This is a genomic window from Rhizobium lentis, assembly GCF_014200175.1.
In the GTDB taxonomy this organism is placed as follows: Bacteria; Pseudomonadota; Alphaproteobacteria; order Rhizobiales; family Rhizobiaceae; genus Rhizobium; species Rhizobium mulingense.
In genome coordinates this window covers 15674-34211 of sequence record NZ_JACHBD010000018.1, presented here as the reverse complement: position 1 = coordinate 34211, position 18538 = coordinate 15674, and the positions used below count along the sequence as shown (strand labels likewise).

The 18538-nt window shown below is 57.2% G+C and carries 14 protein-coding genes; 3 read left to right on the top strand and 11 right to left on the bottom strand.

Features of this window, described 5'->3' with window-relative positions; all coding sequences use genetic code 11:
* Positions 1-26 precede the first annotated feature (26 nt).
* A complete protein-coding gene (locus GGI60_RS28705; protein ID WP_183934937.1) occupies positions 27-1298 on the bottom strand; it encodes a three-Cys-motif partner protein TcmP in 1272 nt (423 codons plus the stop codon).
* A gap of 39 nt (positions 1299-1337) precedes the next feature.
* Positions 1338-2171: a DUF5131 family protein gene (locus tag GGI60_RS28700; protein WP_183934936.1), complete on the bottom strand. Its 834-nt coding sequence runs from the start codon at positions 2169-2171 to the stop codon at positions 1338-1340.
* A gap of 313 nt (positions 2172-2484) precedes the next feature.
* Between GGI60_RS28700 and GGI60_RS28695 the strand changes: the two genes are divergently transcribed.
* Both GGI60_RS28695 and GGI60_RS28685 read left to right on the top strand, forming a co-directional pair.
* A complete protein-coding gene (locus GGI60_RS28695; protein WP_183934935.1) occupies positions 2485-3381 on the top strand; it encodes a DNA methyltransferase in 897 nt (298 codons plus the stop codon).
* Complete coding sequence (locus GGI60_RS28685) at positions 3311-5833, top strand: type ISP restriction/modification enzyme (protein WP_312865365.1); 2523 nt, start codon at positions 3311-3313, stop codon at positions 5831-5833. The genes GGI60_RS28695 and GGI60_RS28685 overlap by 71 nt, the downstream gene beginning before the upstream one ends.
* Positions 5834-6187: 354 nt before the next feature.
* Here GGI60_RS28685 and GGI60_RS28680 read toward each other — a convergent pair whose 3' ends face one another.
* From GGI60_RS28680 to GGI60_RS28665, 5 genes are all read right to left on the bottom strand, one after another.
* A complete protein-coding gene (locus tag GGI60_RS28680; protein WP_183934932.1) occupies positions 6188-7180 on the bottom strand; it encodes a TRAP transporter substrate-binding protein in 993 nt (330 codons plus the stop codon).
* A 79-nt stretch (positions 7181-7259) separates the two neighbouring features.
* Positions 7260-9077, bottom strand: a complete 1818-nt coding sequence (locus GGI60_RS28675) for a TRAP transporter large permease subunit (protein ID WP_183934977.1) — start codon at positions 9075-9077, stop codon at positions 7260-7262.
* A 739-nt stretch (positions 9078-9816) separates the two neighbouring features.
* Positions 9817-11421, bottom strand: coding sequence for a methyl-accepting chemotaxis protein (locus GGI60_RS28670; RefSeq protein WP_246720511.1), 1605 nt, complete (start codon positions 11419-11421; stop codon positions 9817-9819).
* A gap of 35 nt (positions 11422-11456) precedes the next feature.
* Positions 11457-11657, bottom strand: coding sequence for a hypothetical protein (locus GGI60_RS32265; protein ID WP_246720510.1), 201 nt, complete (start codon positions 11655-11657; stop codon positions 11457-11459).
* A gap of 379 nt (positions 11658-12036) precedes the next feature.
* Positions 12037-12660, bottom strand: coding sequence for an NTP transferase domain-containing protein (locus GGI60_RS28665; RefSeq protein WP_183934931.1), 624 nt, complete (start codon positions 12658-12660; stop codon positions 12037-12039).
* Positions 12661-12872: 212 nt separating this feature from the next.
* Here GGI60_RS28665 and GGI60_RS28660 point away from each other — a divergent pair, with 212 nt between their 5' ends.
* Positions 12873-13835, top strand: coding sequence for a winged helix-turn-helix transcriptional regulator (locus GGI60_RS28660; RefSeq protein WP_246720509.1), 963 nt, complete (start codon positions 12873-12875; stop codon positions 13833-13835).
* A 49-nt stretch (positions 13836-13884) separates the two neighbouring features.
* Here the strand turns inward: GGI60_RS28660 and GGI60_RS28655 are convergent, their stop codons facing one another.
* From GGI60_RS28655 to GGI60_RS28640, 4 genes are read right to left on the bottom strand one after another with little or no spacing between them, the layout of a single operon-like run.
* Entirely contained in the window at positions 13885-16275 is a 2391-nt protein-coding gene (locus tag GGI60_RS28655) for a xanthine dehydrogenase family protein molybdopterin-binding subunit (RefSeq protein ID WP_183934930.1), read from the bottom strand.
* Positions 16272-17033, bottom strand: a complete 762-nt coding sequence (locus GGI60_RS28650; RefSeq protein WP_183934929.1) for an N-acyl homoserine lactonase family protein — start codon at positions 17031-17033, stop codon at positions 16272-16274. Before GGI60_RS28650 ends, GGI60_RS28655 begins: the two co-directional genes overlap by 4 nt.
* The gene (locus tag GGI60_RS28645; protein ID WP_183934928.1) at positions 17030-17509 is read right to left on the bottom strand and encodes a (2Fe-2S)-binding protein; all 480 of its coding nucleotides are present in this window, start codon (positions 17507-17509) and stop codon (positions 17030-17032) included. The genes GGI60_RS28650 and GGI60_RS28645 overlap by 4 nt, the downstream gene beginning before the upstream one ends.
* On the bottom strand, positions 17506-18390 hold the full coding sequence (locus tag GGI60_RS28640; protein ID WP_040139943.1) for an FAD binding domain-containing protein: 885 nt from the start codon (positions 18388-18390) through the stop codon (positions 17506-17508). Before GGI60_RS28640 ends, GGI60_RS28645 begins: the two co-directional genes overlap by 4 nt.
* Positions 18391-18538: the final 148 nt, after the last annotated feature.

Sequence of the window (18538 nt, the reverse complement as noted above, 5' to 3'; positions counted from 1 at the left end):
ATTGGAAGTCGTCCTGCCTCCATTCGCTATCTGCTGCTTAGCGACCAAAGCTTCGGTTGCTGAGCGACACCGATTGTGTCCTTGTACACAGGAGCAGACGTCCGTTTCGTTCCATTACCTTCGTTCCGGAGGTCCAGCTCTTTTTCCTCGACGAGGAATGCCGTCACCTGATCAATATCGGCGAGGCGAGCAGGCGTTTCGTTGGCGATGGAAGTGACGAAATCTCCGTATGCAACCGAGATGCTGCCATGCGCGTCGCGCATTCTTCGCATGAAGTCTTCAGCAAGGCGGTCTTTCATAACCTCCTCGTCTTTGGCGCCGAACCAAAAATCTGGAGCACTGTCCGGATCGATGTTTGGGTTGAAGCCCAACATTTCCAAGCCGCCATGCCCTTGATGCAAGGACTGGTTATTGATCAGCCAGTGGCTGTCGACCATCACATTCCGTGCCTTGAGATGGTTTGACAAATGAACCAGCCATAGGTCCTTTCGGGCTTCCTTCGAGCGAAGAAAAAATGGGCTTTGGAATTTGGCTTTGGTTGCATCGGCGATGTGCCGCAACAGCAGACGTTGAATGACGTATCGTCCACCTTGCTCGTCCTTGAAGCGGAGAAATTCGCGAAGTTGCTCTTCCGATATTTCAATGGGTGAAACGCGCTTCAACGTCTGTGGCTTGTCGGTCAGATAGTCGATCAGCCAACCGACCGCAAACGTGAGGATGCATTCTGCTGCGCTAAAGCGCAAAATCATCCGAACCGTTTCGAAAGCAACGTCGGAGTAGCCTTTCTGATCCAGCAAAAAGATTGACCGCCCAACCCCGCGCTTGGTCCGGCCTTCGATACGACGACAGATATCCGGAAATACGGTTTCAAAGTCGGCGTTGTAAAGGAAGATCGATCGGTCAAGCTGGTCCAGGTAACCGGCTTTTATCAGCTCCGCCCGCAAAAACTCGACGTGATCCCGTTTGCTGTCGACGAAGTGGTATTCTGCGTCGATCTTCAAAGGCTTGTTTCGACCGGCATTTGCTATCCGCTCTGCTTTCGCGACGGCCTCGAGAAACAAAAATGGGGTGCCGCTTACGATCGAACCATCGTCCGTAAATCTCCCGCCACCGCAAAAGCCATCAACGAGAGTGATGCGCTGCCGGTCCTGGGCATGATTTACAAGAATTGCGGGAAAGTAACTTTCCAGATAACGCGCGATCAGTCGAAGCTTTGCATCACTGTGCGCGCTCAACGAAGGAGGCGTTGAACCTATCTTCCAGCCGAATTCAGCGATTGTCGCGCCTCCTGTTGTCAATCAACAGCAGGTTGCGATTGTGTTACAGACCTGTCAAGATCAGGCCGCGTTTACGTTTTTCTTATCACCAGCCGGAAAGTGTCTGATTAGTCTTCCGTCCAAGAGACCACCACCCTTGCCGAATGGATCAATATCCTTGATCTCTGCGGGGGAGATACCTTTCTCCTGTACGAGGGGATTGTTACCCGGAGCGCCCCACTGCTTGTGAAAGGCAGCGATCCCGAGAGCATCACAATCTTCGATAATGTCCCTGACCCAACTGCACTTCATTGGGCGCGCACCAGGACCGCTTTCGCCACCGCTGATCAGCCAATCGGGCTTTGGATCTGCTTCTGAAATGCGAAGGGGACCGATTGCGGGCTCATAAGAAACAAACCAGACTTGGGCGGGGACCTCGTTGATGAAGTGTTTGCGCTGATCGAAGCGAACCTGATCTTCGGCCGTAAAGCCGAGCCACACGTTTGAATACCCAGTAGCCCCCCAATCAGGCGGCAGCATCTTCTTGATGTTCTGCGGACGCTTTGTGAGGAGCTGCCAATCAAGTGAAGGTGTTGCACGAATTACCTTGAAGAGGTCGATACGCCAAGCAGGGTCAGCCTGATTATCGAACACATCTGCCAGCGATGCGCAGAAAACTCTCTGCCTACGGCCGTGAGCGGCGGCGAACTCCGCCGCTTTGCGCTGCCAGATATGCGGCGATCGCCAATAGCTGTCGGTCGTTCTCTTGCGCGGCGAGTTACCCCATTTGACTTGCCCTGACCGCTTCGACCACGCTTCGGCGTAGCAATGATCGCATCCCGGGCTGATATTCGTGCAACCGGTCCATGGATTGAAGGTGTGATCAGTCCATTCAATTGTTGAATTCATCGCCATGGCGAGACCCTTCATGCAAAGCGGCGGTTGAATCTACCTTGATTTGCTATGGTGACCAAACGATTAAAAAACGAACGATTGTGCCGATGAGGCGTCGGCGGAATCTCCTTCCGACCAGTTGGTCTTGAATCAAAGGGATATTAACGATTTCCGTGCGATCTACGGTTTAATGACGGCGACGTTTGTTTGGCCGCGAGTGTCATCTATTCAACAACCGAAGCGGAGCTGATTGGCGGTCGAGGCAGAAATGACGCTGACGACAAGATCCGCGGCGTGGGCGCAAACGATCGAAGGACGGAAGGATTAAGGCGGCGTGAGTTACGATCCGATCCAGATTGCGGAGGACTTCTTCGAGTCCGTGCGGCGAGTTCATGCCCTCGGAGCCGGCACGCCCGAGACTTCTTATTATCCCGCGCTCCATACCTTGTTCGAGCGCGTGGGGAATAGCCTCTCGCCCAAGGTGTTGGCGCTGTCGCAGCTCGCCGACGCGGGTGCCGACAGTCCCGATTACGGGCTCTTCGCCATTAGCCAGCTGCAAAAGGGCGAGCCACGCAAAGGGCAGCTTCCAGAACGCGGAGTCGTCGAGCTGAAGCCCGTAGCCGACGAGTCCCTTTTTAAGTCTACACCGGATCAGGTCAGCAAGTATTTTGGCGTCTACCGCCTCATATTGGTCTGTAATCTGCGCGCATTCCAGCTCATCGGCGAAGGGCCTGGCGGCGACGCGCTGCGCCTTGAAGGCTTTCGCCTCGCCGACAGCGCAGCAGAGTTCTGGAACATAGTGCAGACGCCTTCCGAGACGGCGCAGGCGGTCGGGCGCGGTCTTGTGGAATATCTGCGTCGGGCGCTAACGCAGAACGTAGCCCTTGTCCGACCGAAGGATGTCGCCTGGTTTCTCGCCTCCTATGCGCGGGATGCTCTGTCACGCGTCGAGGCAGCCGGCGATCTTCCCGCGCTGAAGACTGTTCGATCGGCTCTAGAGGATGCGCTCGGCATCACGTTCGACGAGGAGAAGGGGGACCATTTCTTCCGATCCACCCTCGTGCAAACTCTATTCTATGGCCTCTTCTCATCATGGGTAATCTGGGCGCGGTCGACGCCGCGGGTTCCAGCCAAATTCGACTGGCACTCGGCGGCTTGGAATCTTCACGTCCCCTTCGTGGGGGGCGCTCTTTCAGCAGCTGACATCCCCCAAGAGTATCAAGCAGCTTGACCTAGTCGAGGTTCTGGACTGGACGGGCAACACCCTCAACCGTGTCGAAGCCGCCGAATTCCTCAGGCGCTTCGAGGAGGGCCAAGCCGTCCAATATTTCTACGAGCCGTTCCTCGAAGCCTTCGATCCTCAGCTCCGCAAACAGTTCGGTGTCTGGTATACGCCGGCCGAGATCGTCGACTACATGGTCGCGCGGGTCGATCGCACACTGAAGGACGAACTCGGCATCCCCGACGGTCTGGCGGACGAGCGCGTCTACGTGCTCGACCCGTGCTGCGGAACTGGAGGCTACGTCAACGCCGTCTTGCGCCGCATCGAGCACAACCTTCAGGGTCACGGCCTTGGAAGCGCCCTAGCGGACAAGCTCCGCGCCGCGGCAACGGATCGGGTCTTCGGCTTCGAGATCATGCCCGCGCCGTTCGTGGTGGCGCACATGCAAGCTGGCATGACCCTGGCCCATATGAATGCGCCTCTCGCAGAGGACCAGCGTCCTGCGATCTATCTGACCAATGCGCTGACCGGCTGGGAGCCGCACACGAACAAGCCGCTGCCTTTCCCGGAGCTGGAAGCCGAGCGTGCGTCAGCCGACGCCGTGAAGCAGTCCCGCCCCATTCTGGTGGTACTCGGCAACCCGCCCTACGATGGCTTCGCCGGCATTTCCGACAACTCCGAGGAGCGTGCGCTATCGGACGAATACCGTAAGGTCAATAAGGTCGCCGCGCCCCAAGGTCAGGGACTAAATGAACTCTACGTCCGCTTCTTCCGAATGGCCGAGCGACGCATAGCTGAGAAGACCGGCGAGGGCGTGATCTCGTTCATCTCCAACTACGGTTGGCTCGACAGCTTGAGCTGCACAGGCATGCGGGAGCGGTACCTAAACGTGTTCGATAGTATCACGATCGATTGCTTGAACGGGGACAAATACAAAACTGGCAAAAAGACGCCGGAGGGTCTGCCCGATCCGTCGGTTTTCTCAACGCCGGCAAACACAACCGGCATACAGGTCGGCACGGCGATCGCGACTATGGTGCGCAAGCTGAATCACCAGCCGACGAGTTCGATCGAGTTCCGAAACCTCTGGGGCGTTGCTAAGCGCGCGACACTGGCCGCGACCGCTGAAGCTAATCCGCACCAGCTCTACGAGGTTGTTCAACCCTCGCTTTCGATGCGCCTGCAGTTCATGCCATCCTCCGTCGGCGCGGGTTACTTCGACTGGCCCGCGCTGCCCCAGCTCCTTCCGGTCAGCTTTCCCGGTGTGAAGACGAGCCGGGATGAGTTTCTGATCGGCATCGACAGGGACGTGCTGGAGAAGCGCATCGGACGGTACTTCGACCCCAAGGTTAGCGACGCCGAGCTAGCGAAGTCCTATCCGGCTTTGATGAACGCTTCTGGCAATTACAAGCCGACGAACACCCGCGCGGCGCTAATGGCCGCGAATCACGATGGTGGCCAAATCGTGCGTTACGCTTATCGTCCTTTCGACGTGCGCTGGGCTTATTGGCGGACCGACACCGATCTCATCGACCGTGAGCGGCCCGAGTTCGCCGCGAACGTGGGGGCTGGGAACCGCTTCCTCACGGCGGGTGAGCGCAACCGGATGGGAGTGTTCTACCGCCCCCAGATGATCAGCGCCCTGGGCGATCACCACTTGGTGGAAAGTAATGTCTCTATCTTCCCGGCCGTCGTCCGACAGGACAGCCAAAACATCGAACCGAACGTCTCACGATCGGTCAAGCAGGCTCTCGCGCAGCGTGACCTCACTCCCCAACAGCTTTTCGACCACATCGTCGCGACCCTGAACGCTCCGAGTTATGAAGCTGGAAATATGGATGCACTCCGCATCGACTGGCCTCGCATCCCGTTCCCGGGTGACGATGAGGTGTTTAAGTCGTCCGCGGATCTTGGGATCTTCCTAGGTGCGCTGCTGGATGCCGAAGTAGACATCGATGGCGTGACACGGGGCTCGCTGCGCCCGGGGCTTGCAACGCTAGGACTGCCACATGGTTCGACCAACGAGGTCACCGTCGGTTGGGGATCGGTGCAGCGCAAGCCCAACGGTACTCGTCTTGTAATGCCGGGTGCTGGGTCTGTGACGGAGCGTCCATGGTCTGATGAAGAGCGAGAGGCCCTCGCACTGATCGGAAGCAGGCACAACCTCGATCTCGACACTGTGCTGACCCTCCTAGGCAGCGGTGCCGTCGATGTTCATATCAATAGCGCGGCCGGCTGGTTGGCCGTTCCCGCGAAAGTTTGGAGCTATACCCTAGGTGGTTATCCGGTGCTGAAGAAGTGGCTCTCCTACCGAGAAACTGAGGTGATGGGACGACCGCTTCGTGGGGAAGAGATGTTGCACTTCGCAAAGACGGTGCGCCGGATCACCGAGATCCTGTGCATGGGGCCGGCGCTTGACGCAGTTCACGCCCTTGCTCGGGAAAGTGCGGTCGAGCTGTGACACGGCGCCGAGAAACGCGTCATCTCCGAGGCGGCGCGTTAATCGGAGCGAGCGATGGAAAGAAAAGCATACCTGGTATGAGTCGACGTGCCATTTACCCGCAGCGACGATTTCGTCTCCAAATCGAAATGCGGTGAGAAACAACTGGTACTTCAGTTACTTAGACTTCGACATCAACGTGTCGCCGGTCCGAATCCCTTCAAGGCGAGTGTTTTTGTCGAGAGCTCGCGCCGCCGATCTGCGAGCGCCGGCGGGCTCGCTGTCACACAGTCACGAAAGGCCGGGCCCCGTGATATTCCTCACGAGACCCGGGAGTCAGCCGGACAACCGGCCGCTGGGAGGTGTGCTTAGGCGTTAGGTAAGCTTGCCGACCGTCTTTTCGAGAATGGCCCACAATTCCTCACCATATTTTTCGCGCCAGCTTGTGTAGAAGCCGCCGTCGCGGAGTTTCTGCCTGAACGGCTCGGTATCGGGCTGATTGAACACCAGGCCCTGTTTGGCCAGGACATCTTCCAGGGACTCCGACAACTTGGCCATATCTTGACGCTCATCGAGCGCGGCTTGATTGATGTTGCGGCTTACGACATCCTGCACATCTGCCGGCAGGCTTTCCCAGTTGCGCTTGTTGGCAACGCAGAAGAACGCGTCCCACATGTGCCGGGTCAACGCGCAGTATTTTTGGACCTCGACAATATTCGCGGTCTTGATGTTGGCCAGCGAATTTTCCTGTCCGTCGACGACCTTTGTCTGAAGCGCGGAATAGAGTTCGTTGAAATTGATGGACGCCGGAGCTGCCCCAAACGTCTGGAACATGGAGGTCCATAGCGCTCCGACTGGGACGCGGATCTTCATGCCGGCGAGATCCGCCGGCGAGTTGACTGGATGTGTGCTGGTCGTGATGTGCCGGAACCCGTTGTCCCACATTTTTTCCATCGGGAGGAGGTTCACTTTTTCGATGAGCTTGTGCAGTGCGACACCGAGTTCGCCGTCCATCGTTTTCCAGACCGTGTCGTAGTCCGGGAAAATGAAACCGAGACCGTAGATTGATGCGGAGGGAACCATCGTCGAAAGGACATTGATGCCGGAGTTCAGGAACAGATCGATGCCGCCCGCTCTCACCTGCGACAGCATGTCGGTGTCGCTGCCAAGCTGATTGTTAGGGTAGACCTGCAGTTCCACCCGCCCGTTGGTCTCTTGCTGGATGCGCGCTGCGGCCTCTCTTGCGCGCACGGTGATCGGGTGCGTTTCGGCCAGGTTAAAAGCGAACTTGAGGGAATATTCGGCTGCGGCCGCTCGCTTCATCGAAAACCCGAGCGCCGTGGCGCTGAGACCAAGCGTCGTCGTCATCGTGAATGCGCGTCTTGTCAGATTTACCATTTCGTTCTCCTCCAAATAAGCTCTGTAATTTTGGTTGGTCGAGGTCGGATTACAGGAAGCCGATCGAGAGCCACGGAACCGCGGCAACCACAGCAAGACCAATGGCCATGGCGACGATGTAGCCGACGATCGGTTTCATGCCGGCGTCGGGGCTGACTCGGCTGATTGCACAGGCAGCGTAGTAGCCAACACCGAAGGGTGGAGCGAAGAGGCCGATACCCATCGCCAACACGACAACCATGGCGTAGTGCACCTGATGGATGCCCAACTGCTGAGCAACCGGGAACAGCAACGGTGCGAACAGTACAATTGCGGGTATCCCCTCGAGCACACTGCCGAGGATGATGAATATGACGATCGAGACGATCATGAACGTCACCGCACCGCCCGGAAGCGTTGAAAGGTTTTGAGCCAGCGCTGTCGAGAAGCCCGATTGCGTCAGGCCCCAAGCCATCGCCGTGGCCGCGCCGATAATCAGAAGGATAGACCCGGACAGGCTTGCCGTCTCGACAAGCATCGGCTTGAGCCGGCGCCAGTCGAACTGACGATAGAACACCAGACCCGCGACAACCGAGTATGCAATGCCGATCGTCGAAACTTCTGTCGCTGTGGCGACACCTTCGATGACGGCTGAACGGATAACGAACGGAAGCGCAAGGGCAGGCAGTGCAGCGAGGAGCAGCTTGCCGATCTGCCGTCGACTTGCCCTCTTGACGTGGCTCGGGTCATCGTTGCGGCAGCGCCAGCGCACCAAGAAGCAAAGGGTTACCGCCAGAATAAGGCCGGGGAGAAGACCGCCGGTGAACAGCGCGGCGATCGATACCCCGGTTGCGGATCCCACTGTAATCAAGACGATGCTAGGCGGGATTGTCTCAGTCTGGGCGCCCGTCGCCGAGAGAAGTGCGACAAGATCGCCTTCGTCTGCGCCGCGCTCCTTCATCTCCGGAAACAACACGGGCGCGACGGCGGCCATGTCGGCGGCCTTCGACCCGGATATCCCAGATACAAGATACATCGCAGCCACCAGCACGTAGTGAAGCCCGCCGCGCACATGGCCAAGAAGGCTGGCGAGGAACGCAACCATCGCCCGCGCCATACCCGTCATCTGGATAAGTTGGCCGAGAAACACAAACAGAGGGATCGCAAGAAGGATCAGATGGCTGACACCTTCGTCGATCCTGCCGACAATGATCAGAGGCGGCGTTCTGGTGGTCAATATAAGGTAGCCGAATGTAGCGATCGCGAATGAAAAGGCGATCGGCACGCCGCCGAAAACACACGCCGCGACGCCGCCGACGAAGAAGACGAGAAGATTGAGGTTTCCGAGACCGACGAAGACCGGCTTCAGCGCCCAAAACAGGCAGAAGACCGCTGCCACGGCAGCAATCGCACCGAGCGCGAGACGGAGATTCGAGCTTTGCAGAAGCCGCAACACCGCGAAAACAAGCATCAAAGCGAAGCTCGTCGGCAACGCCGAGGCGCGCCATGAGTTCTGAATATTCATCGCGGGCGTCCAGACGTAGGACTCTTCGGTGGCATATTCCAGAGATGCGGGCAGGATCAGCACGAGGAAGGCAAGTGCTGCCGCGACCGAAACCAGTTCAACGAAGCGGCGTGTATCGCCCTTCAATGCGCTGACCACCGCCGTCATGCGCATGTGTTCCTGCCGCTGAAAAGCGACGGCCGAACCAAGCATGGCAAGCCAGAGAAACAAGATTGACGCCAGTTCGTCCGACCAAACCAGCGGGACGTGGAATACGTAACGAGCGACGACGGCCGAAAACAGCAGAACAATTTCGCAAAGCACCAGAAGTGCTACCGGTATCTCCAGGCACCTTACCAGGGCATGTTCAATCTTGCGTGCCATTGCTGCCAGGCTCGACGTCCTTGCAACATCTTCGATGACTCCGTGAACAGTCATAGTGGCCTCCCCATTCGGTAAGGCCTGATCGTTTGCGTGCGGGTGCAACGCAGTCGGGTATTTCTCAAAACTTGTCCTCCCACGCTCGCGCGGGCGCACTGCTCCTGCCGGAAAAGCCGGTCAAGGTTCCGGAGTGTTCTCTAAAGTGCGTTCCCACGAATTCCGCGCACTGTGCTCCTCTGCGCATAGGTATAAGGTATGATGTCATACCCAATATAGCAAGCACTTTTTCTGCCGGCTGGTGGAGTCTTGAAGGGCAAGGAGTACGGCCTCCGGCGAGGCACCGATCGGTCACTGGATCGATCGCAGAGAATTGCCCTCGACCACATCGAGGTTCCACTGCCTTGTGTGCACAAATGTCAGGAGATCTTGGAGCCGACGAGTCCTGTTTGGCGACCAGGGCAAGCCGCACCCTATTCATCGCACCGTCGCATCTCGACTCCCGAAAACGGCGACCGAACGCTTGTTCCGGCTCGATGTCACTATTCCGTCCCTAGTCCTTCGAGAGCTCAAAAATTCCGGCCGCTTACGCAGGTCAGCGGCCCTCTGAGTTCCAGCGCCGCCAATCTCCCCTCCGTGGATTGCTGCGTCGTCAGGTTCCGTTCCTCGGCAGATGCTAATCCCTCTGGGGGGGAGGGAGATCACACCGGACATAAAATGAAAGTCCTGCTTTGCATCGGCGTTGCTATGCCACGACTAGATAAAGCGTCGGCTCCTCGGCGCGGTTCGCCTTTGCCGGCCAATCGGCAGTTTGGAACCTGGATAGCATCTCGAAAAGCGATGCGGTCTCCTTCGCGAGATTGTTCACGGCAGCAGTCGACTCTTCTACCATAGCTGTGTTCTGCTGAGTCGCTGCTTCGATCTTACCGACTGAGAAATTGATTTCCTTGAACCCGTCGGCTTGAACGCGAGAAACCTGAGCAATGGCGTCGACGTTCTGATTGACGCTCTGCACCTGAACAACGATTTGGCCCAAAGCGTTGCCGGCCTGTTGCACACGCTGGACCCCATCATTGATATGCAGGTTGGATATTTTGATCAGAGACTTGATTTCTTTCGCCGCCGCCGCAGACCTTTGCGCCAGGTCTCTGACCTCCTGAGCTACTACCGCGAACCCTCGGCCAGTCTCCCCGGCCCGAGCCGCCTCAATGCCTGCGTTCAAAGCCAAAAGGTTTGTCTGAGATGCGATTTCATCGATGACACCGATAATATTGCCTATTTCGACCGAAGAAGACCGAATGTTTGTCATGGCCTCAATAGTCTCGCGCATTATGGTGCCTGACCTCTCGGCATGTTCCTTGGTCTCGCCGACGAGGATCCCTGCTGCGTGAGCTTTATGGCTTGCCTCCACCACCTGCCTTGTCATGTCTGCGAGGACAGAAGCCGTTTGCTCGACGACTATAGCTTGCTGCTCCGTTCTCACCGCGAGTTCGTTCGAGGAAGTACGGATTTCTTCAGCCCCCGCAGCAATCGCCTGCGCATTGTCGTTTACTTCGGACATTGCATCGCGAAGCTGGCTAATCGCTGAATTGAAGTCCAATCTGAGCGGCTCAAGAGCTCCCGTGAAAGGCCGATCAAGCTGAATCTGAAGGTTACCTTTTGATAACTGCCTCAGTGCATCGGCAACTTGTTCGACGGCGGAACTGGTCTGTTCGGCAGCCCGCTGGCGCTCCTCTCCTTCGTTCTCCAAACGCTGCCGCTCGGCATCCTGTCGATGATGCTCGGCGACCGCATCGCGCTCCGCTTTTTCTGAAAGATGATTCTTAAGGCCGGATATCTGCCGCGCGAGCTGACCGATTTCATCCTTCCGTCGCTCGAGTATTTGGTCAATTTCCATGTCGCCGGCGATCATTTGCAGGACTGACTGCTGTAGTTTCGCCAGAGGCACGATGATGGAGCGGATAGTGAGCGATGCCGCGGTTACTCCGAACAAGGCAGCTATGCCGAGCGCAGCTAGCGTCAGAAATTTAAATTCATCAGAAGCTGCTTTAACTTTGCCACCAACGCCTTGGTTTAGAGCTTGCTCGTAATCGATCAACTTGTTCAGAGCACCAATCCATGCCGTCAACTTGGGTCTCAGTTCATTTAAGAGCAGCGGCTTTGCCTCGTCTCTTTTTCCGTCGAGCGTCAACTTGGTGACGTCGGCAATCAAAGGCTCGGCGTCATTCTGAAAAGCCGTCAGAACCTCAGCGAGGCGACGCTCTGCGGCGGTGCTGGCGACGTCGGAATTAACGGCCTTTTGCAACTCCGCGAAGTTGGAAGCGTAGGATGCCTGTAGCTTTCTCATCATCACGATTGTCGTTGCTTGATCCGTATTCGAGTCAGTCAAACGATGTCGCGCAATGCTACCGCTCGATCGCGGACCGAGCCCAGCATATCGATGCCATTCCGAAATTTTTGGCTATTACTGCCATTTATGAGGCTGAGCTTCCCGTTGATCTCGTCGACCTGGCTGATTGACGAAAGAGACAGAACTCCCATTGCGCACAACAGCAACCCGAATGCGATAGACAAACGTATCGCCACGCCAAATTTCCGAATCCTCCACATTATTTCCCCTCCGCCTGAGCAAACCTTTTGAACTGCACATGAGGTATAACCTTATACGTAATACCTTAACCGGAATTGAAAGGCGCGACGGCCGCGGAGAACGATCCGCTCTAGAATGGATATGATTGAAAGAACCCTCAGCCGGCTGGCGCGGCGAATGGCTTGGACACACATCGGTAGCCTGCTGCGGAGGAGAATTATGATCAAAATGGATTCATCTGCCCCTGACTTAAACCGCGGGCGCATCACACAAAAGGCTGGCGGATCTGGTGCCTTCCGTAAGCTCGGGCGGCTGAATGGCCTAAGGCTGCCACTCAGGGAGCGACGACGAGCAATCGTTTGCTTACTCCGAAGATCAAGATATTATACCGCCAGCTGCGATCAATGCTTCCACCGTGTCGACGTCGTGCAACGCTGAAGTGCCGATATCGAAATCGACGACGGGCACATCGGAAGCTCGGATAATATTTCTTGCGCCCAGATCGCCCTTAAGCCTCGCGACCTCGCCCAGGAGGGACCTGGGAAAGATCACGGGATTACCGCGGATGTTCCCGCAGGTCGCTCCGATAATTGATCGACCACCATGAGCACCGAAAGCCTCAATAAGCGAGTTTAAATCAGCCGTTGAAACCGACGGCATGTCGGCCAGCATGACCAGTGTTCCCTGCGCCGATCGAACTTGGGGCGTCATGATCCCGGTTATCAAGGAACTCGACATCCCGCTGGCGAAATCGGGGTTGTGCGCAATGCTGATTGGAAGACCGGAGAGAGCTGAAATCAACTCCGGAGCTCGAAAACCGACGACCACGGTAACGGAACGAGCCCTGCTTTCACAGGCGCGCATGGCACTTCGCCTGACAAGTGGAATACCATCGAACAATGCCAGGAGCTTGCTGTCTGTGGCGGTCCCATAGCGACGTGCCTGTCCTGCCGCGAGCAGTACAACAGCCACCTCTGAAGGGTCAGCAATCCTTTCCATATTGCCTCCTAGGGTCACGGCGCATTTACCTCGCCCCCTACTATATCACTTCAGACTAGGAATGGGTCCGTTTCCGATTGAACATGCAACCTCCTTATGACGCAGAAAGCTTTCATTATTAGACCTGATACCTTATATGTGTGGTGTGAACCGTCAACTCATTCGCGCTCGTGACCAGCCACTATCCGATGAACAAGATTATAAAGATGCCCATGAATATTGCCTCCCCGCCCGATGTTGAAAAACCCTTGCTGATGCAGCGACAATCATCAGTTCGGCGAACGATGGAGATTGTATTCGAGACCTGGAACTTCCTGATACTTCGAGAAGCTTATTTCGGCGTGCGCCGGTTTGACAAATTTCAGCAGCGTCTGGGAATTCCACGGCAAACGCTTTCATCCCGACTCTCGAGCCTTGTGGCAAATGAGATCCTCAGCACCGGAAAGCGGCCCAACGAGCCGGGGCAACAGTATTTTCTAACCCTCCGAGGCAAAGATCTTTTTCCGACGATGCTTTCGCTCATGGAGTTCGGCGACAAGTGGTTGACGGGGGGCAACAAAGCCCCGCTACAGCTGATTCATAAAAGTTGTGGGTGTGAATGCCATCCCGTTACTGTCTGCTGCGAGTGTCTGGAACCTTTTACGGCTAAAGAAGTTGCGCCGCGCGACGGACCGGGCGCGGGATATGCTCCGGTCGAGACGCGCCCAACATCTCGCAGAAGCTCAGATTCGACACTTTTGGAAAGAGTGCGGCCGTGCTCCGTCGCGCGGACGCTGGCGATCATTGGCGATCGTTGGAGCTTCCTCATTCTGAGAGAAGGCTGGTTCGGTGTTCGCCGCTTCGAGGAAATGCGGGAGAATCTCGGAATTGCCACCAACATTCTTGCGGACCGTCTCGCCCGGCTCGTACAGGCAGGGGTATTGCGCAAAGTTCCCTATAATGCGGGCGAACGCTTCGAGTATCGCTTTACGGAAATGGGGCTCGATCTGTACAAGCCCATGCTCGTCATGATGGCTTGGGGAGACAGGTGGCTCTCAGATGGCAAGCCACCGATGCGGCTTCGGCATAAGGCCTGCGGGCAGGATTTTTCCGCCATCGTGGTCTGCTCCGAGTGCAAGAAGCCCATCTCCTCCAAGGACACCGACTATATCCTGAGGTACCCGTTCGACCTGTGAAGGGTCTTTCATCCCACAAGGCACTTCCAAAAAAACGCGATGCTAAGTGTCAATCCGGCGCGTCGGGGGACAGTCTGGTGTGGCGAAGCATCTGGAAAATGCGCTCTGGAGTAATTGGCAGCGTTTCCACCGACACGCCGAGGTGAGAAAGCGCGTCCGAGACGGCGTTTGCGATCGCCGCCGGCGCGCCGATCGTGCCGCCTTCGCCCATGCCGCGAAAGCCGCCGATATTATTCGGCAGATCTGCTTCGATATGGACGATACCGATATCGGGAACGCTACTGGCAACCGGGACGAGATAGTCCGCAAAGCTTGCGGCAACTGCCTGTCCCTGGTCGTCGTGGACGATTTCCTCAAGCAACGCAGCACCGATACCTTGGGCTACTGCGCCTTGGACCTGTCCGTCCACGATCATCGGATTGATGATCTTGCCGCAATCCTCGGCCACGACATAGCGTAGGATTTTCACGCTGTAGGTTTCCGGATCGACCTCGACCATTGCAAGATGCGTCGAGGAGCAGGCGGTTCCGAGATAGGGGTCGTAGGTTTCAGAAGCCGTAAGATTCTCACGCTGGTCTATTGGAATACGCCCCATCTGCGTATAGACCGCGGAAGCGATTTCCTTAAGTGTCATGGTCAGGTTTGAGTTTCTACTCGTAACGATGCCATCATGTATGTCGAGATCCTCGACACTCTGCTCCATAAGATAGGCGGCAGCGCGCAAGACCTTGGCTTTCACATTGCGAGCTGCAAGCGTGGCGGCGCCGCCGCCCAAGACCGCCGAACGGCTGGCATAGGTCCCACTGGACATGGGCACAAGAGAACTATCTCCATGCTTGATCTCAATATCCTCGAGCTTGCAGCCGAGCTCGTCAACAATGACTTGTGCCAATGTCGTCTCAAGCCCCTGACCGTGCGAGGAGATGCCGAATGCCGCGGTAATCGCGCCGGTGGCGTCGATTTCGATCTTCGAGGTTTCCGTTCCTGTGTTGATCGGCATCCCGGGCGCCACTGAGATACGCGACCCAATGCCGGTCAACTCCGCATAGCTCGCCAGACCGATTCCGATCCATCGACCATCTTTCCTGGCTTTCTCCCTTTCGCGCAGGAGAGCGGGGTAATCTACTTGATCGCACGCTCCCTGGAGGCATTCCTGGAAGGCTGACTTGTCCCAGATGATGCCGGAGGCCGTGCGATAGGGAAATTCTTCGGCTCGAACGAGGTTCTTGCGGCGGAACTCGACCGGGTCCATGCCGAGCTTGCGGGCCGCCATCTCGATAAGTCTTTCCATCGCGAAGGTCGAGGAAGGGCGGCCAACACCACGATAAGGACCGGTTGGTGGTTTTGGTGTGAGGACACCCTGAATCCGGCCTCGGTAATGCTCCATCCGATAGGGCCCAGGCAGGAAGCTGACGACCTGCACCGTCTCCAGTGCAGCAGTCCACGGGTAGATCGAGTAGGCTCCGACATCGCCGATCACTTCCGCACGCAGGCCGATCAACATGCCGTCTTTGGTTGCCGCCAGCTCAGCCTCGATCAGTTCGTCGAAGGCCTGACTGGTCGCGGAAAGATCTTCCAGCCGATCGCTGATGTACTTGATTGGCCGCTTCAGCATCCGTGCCAGCGCGCATACAAGAATTTCTTCGCCGTAGAGCGACCCCTTGCCGCCGAAGCTGCCTCCCACATCGGGGGCGACGACGCGCATGCGTGTTCCTGGGAGGTCGAGGCAGCCCGAAAGCACATCGCGGATCACGCCTGGAATATTGGAGGACGTATAAAGAGTGAGCGATTGTTTCCTGCTGTCCCATTCGGCGAGATAAGACCGGTTCTCCATCGCAGCGGCGGTCTTCCGCGTCATCCGGAACCTGCCTTTCACGGTGACGGCTGCATCCTCGAACGCCGCGTCGACATCGCCGCGCTTGAACTCGCGGCGGATGATGGTGTTAGTGCCGGCCTCCTCATGCAGGAGGGGCGCATCGTCTTTGACCGCATCGACCTGTCTGATAGCGAAAGGTAGTGGCTCGTACTCGATGCTGATATGTTCAAGCGCGTCTTCCGCTGCGTACCGGCTTTCGGCCACAATGGCGACGACCGGCTCGCCGACATATCGAACCTTTCCGCGTGCGAGCGGCCATATGGGTGTGGCGTAGTAACCAGGCATGCGCGAAGTCGGGATGGCCGGTTTGATCTCTCCTTCAAGGTCGCTCGCGTCATAGATCGCGACGACGCCGGGCACCGAGAACGCATCGCCGACATCAATGTTCAGGATCCGGGCATGTGGCTGGTCGGAGCGCCGTAATGCGATATGCAACATACCGGCCGGCGCCATGTCATCGACATACTGACCAACACCCGCCAGCAGACGAGGATCTTCGGTGCGCTTGACCCGCTTGCCAACAAGTTTGGGCCGCAGCTCGACGGAGTGGTCCCGATAGCTCATACGTAGAACTCCACACCCTTTCGCAACCCTTGCCACTGCGTGTCGTCGTGGCCGGAAATGATGGTAGCTCCCCGCTCGCGAAGAGCTTTCAGGCGAGCGAGTGCCTCTGCGGCCAGCTCAATGTTCCACGTATTTTTCGGAGCGATACCGGTGTCGATGTTCGTCTGGAGCGGCGCAGCATCTGAAGCGAGTATAAATAAACCGTCTTTTTCTAGCTCGACACGGGCGACGGTCATTCCAGGGGTATGACCCGGCATGGGCAGTAAGACGATGCGCCCATCGCCAAAGACGTCGTGCTCCGCATTGAAGGTCTGGAAACCCCGGGACTGGTCCCATTCTCCTCGAAGATAGCCTTGATTTTCTGCGCCGCTTGCGGTTGCGGCCTGCGCCTCCGCTTCGTGGCAGAGGATCGTTGCGCGCTGAAAGTACGAATTGCAGCCGCAGTGATCGGGATGCAGATGTGAACAGATCACGACATCTATGTCCTCTGGTTCGAGAGCAAGAGTCTTCAACTGATGAACGACCGTCTGCTCCGGTGAAAAGATCGGAGCCATGACCTTGCTTAACCCGCCCCATCGCGCACCTGGATCGATGGCGGCCTCCGGATTGCATCCGCTATCGAACAGCACGTTGCCTTGGGGATGGCGCATCAGGGTGGCGTGAACCGGTAACTCGATCGCTTCTTCCTTCGGCGCCCCGGGGACGTAGATGGACCGGCGCATACGCAGCCGGCCGCCTTCAAGAAAATGCATCTTCATTTTAGAGGTCCTCTCTCCCTAGCCAGTTCGCGGACGGCATTGACGATGTTTTCATAGCCCGTACAGCGACAGACGTTTCCCGACAGCGCTTCCCTGATCTCCTCATCGGTTTCCAGCGGATGGTGGCGAAGAAGGTCGATGATCGCCATGATGAAACCGGGCGTACAGAATCCGCATTGCAGGCCATGATGCTGGCGGAACGCTTCTTGGATTCGCCCGAGTTTATCGACGCTTCCCTGGCCTTCGATGGTTTCGATTTCGCTCCCGTCTGACTGCACTGCAAGCGTCAGACAGGAGCGTACGCTCCTTCCATCGAGAATGACGGTGCAGGCACCGCAAACGCCATGTTCGCACCCGACATGGGTTCCGGTCAGGCAAAGGTCTTGGCGCAGGAAGTCGCTCAGCAGCGTTCTTGCTTCGATCGTGCGCGTCATAACCACGCCGTTGACGCCGACAGTGATCGTCTTTTCACTCATGTTACTGGAAGCCTTTCGTGGTTCGCGCGGCTCCAGGCGGCGCGAAGGGCCCGTTTTGCGAGGACGCCTGAAAGATGCCTGCGGAAATCTGCAGAGGCATGGATATCCGTGTTGGGCGTGAGGATCCCAGCCAAGCGATCCGCCACCATATCGAGAACCGGCTCGGAAACCTCCGTCCCCTCGATGATGCCCTCGATCTCTTCAAGCCGCAGCGGGGTTTCACCAACGCCCATCATGCCAACGCGAACGTCAGACGCCATGCCATCTACACAATGCAGCGTCGTCGCAAAGCAGGCGAGTGCGAAGTCCCCGTGCCGTTTTGCAAACTCCTCAAATCCCCATCCGGCACCCGGTCTCATCGCGTCGAGCTCGACGCGAATTACAAACTCGTCCGGTTCCAGCGAGTTGACCAGCGATCCGACGAAAAATTCGGCTGCAGGTATTTCGCGTCTACCGCGCTGAGAGTAGGCGATGACCGTCCCATCGAGAAACCGTGTCATCATCGGCATCTCGGTCGCTGGATCCGCATGCGCGACGCTGCCGCAGAAGGTACCGCGGTTGCGCACTGTCATATGCGCGACGTGATGCATCGCCTCATGCACGATTGGCAAGTGTTGGCGGATAATTGCGTCTGTCGCGGTCGTGTGATGGCGTACTGTCGCGCCGATCCTCACCCGATCTCCGTGCAGTTCGATCCGATCGAGGCCCGCCACCCGGTTGATGTCGATGAGGATGGTCGGTTTTACCAGCCGAAAATTAATCATCGGCATGAGGCTCTGGCCCCCGGCGATGATCTTCCCGTCTCCCTCGGCCGCCGCAAGTGCTGCGGCAACCTCATCGATCGTGGTAGGCGCGATGTAGTCAAACTGTGCGGGCTTCATGTCGGCTGCGACCTCACCTGCGATACTAACTTCCTCGACACGTATCTTCCTCCCGCGCAGTGCGGCTCAGCGAAATGCCATAATTTCACTTGCATTATTAGACTTAACATAGGAATGTCAAGCAATGTGATTTCGCCACCCGAGGGCG

What these genes read in the sequence shown, in the direction of transcription:
- GGI60_RS28665 (WP_183934931.1), bottom strand. Translation starts at nt 12,660, where the DNA reads ATGGAAAGGATTGCTGACCCTTCAGAGGTGGCTGTTGTACTGCTCGCG.
- GGI60_RS28680 (WP_183934932.1), bottom strand. Translation starts at nt 7,180, where the DNA reads ATGACGACGACGCTTGGTCTCAGCGCCACGGCGCTCGGGTTTTCGATG.
- GGI60_RS28650 (WP_183934929.1), bottom strand. Translation starts at nt 17,033, where the DNA reads ATGAAGATGCATTTTCTTGAAGGCGGCCGGCTGCGTATGCGCCGGTCC.
- GGI60_RS28645 (WP_183934928.1), bottom strand. Translation starts at nt 17,509, where the DNA reads ATGAGTGAAAAGACGATCACTGTCGGCGTCAACGGCGTGGTTATGACG.
- GGI60_RS28660 (WP_246720509.1), top strand. Translation starts at nt 12,873, where the DNA reads ATGAATATTGCCTCCCCGCCCGATGTTGAAAAACCCTTGCTGATGCAG.
- GGI60_RS28655 (WP_183934930.1), bottom strand. Translation starts at nt 16,275, where the DNA reads ATGAGCTATCGGGACCACTCCGTCGAGCTGCGGCCCAAACTTGTTGGC.
- GGI60_RS28700 (WP_183934936.1), bottom strand. Translation starts at nt 2,171, where the DNA reads ATGGCGATGAATTCAACAATTGAATGGACTGATCACACCTTCAATCCA.
- GGI60_RS28640 (WP_040139943.1), bottom strand. Translation starts at nt 18,390, where the DNA reads ATGAAGCCCGCACAGTTTGACTACATCGCGCCTACCACGATCGATGAG.
- GGI60_RS28670 (WP_246720511.1), bottom strand. Translation starts at nt 11,421, where the DNA reads ATGATGAGAAAGCTACAGGCATCCTACGCTTCCAACTTCGCGGAGTTG.
- GGI60_RS28675 (WP_183934977.1), bottom strand. Translation starts at nt 9,077, where the DNA reads ATGGCACGCAAGATTGAACATGCCCTGGTAAGGTGCCTGGAGATACCG.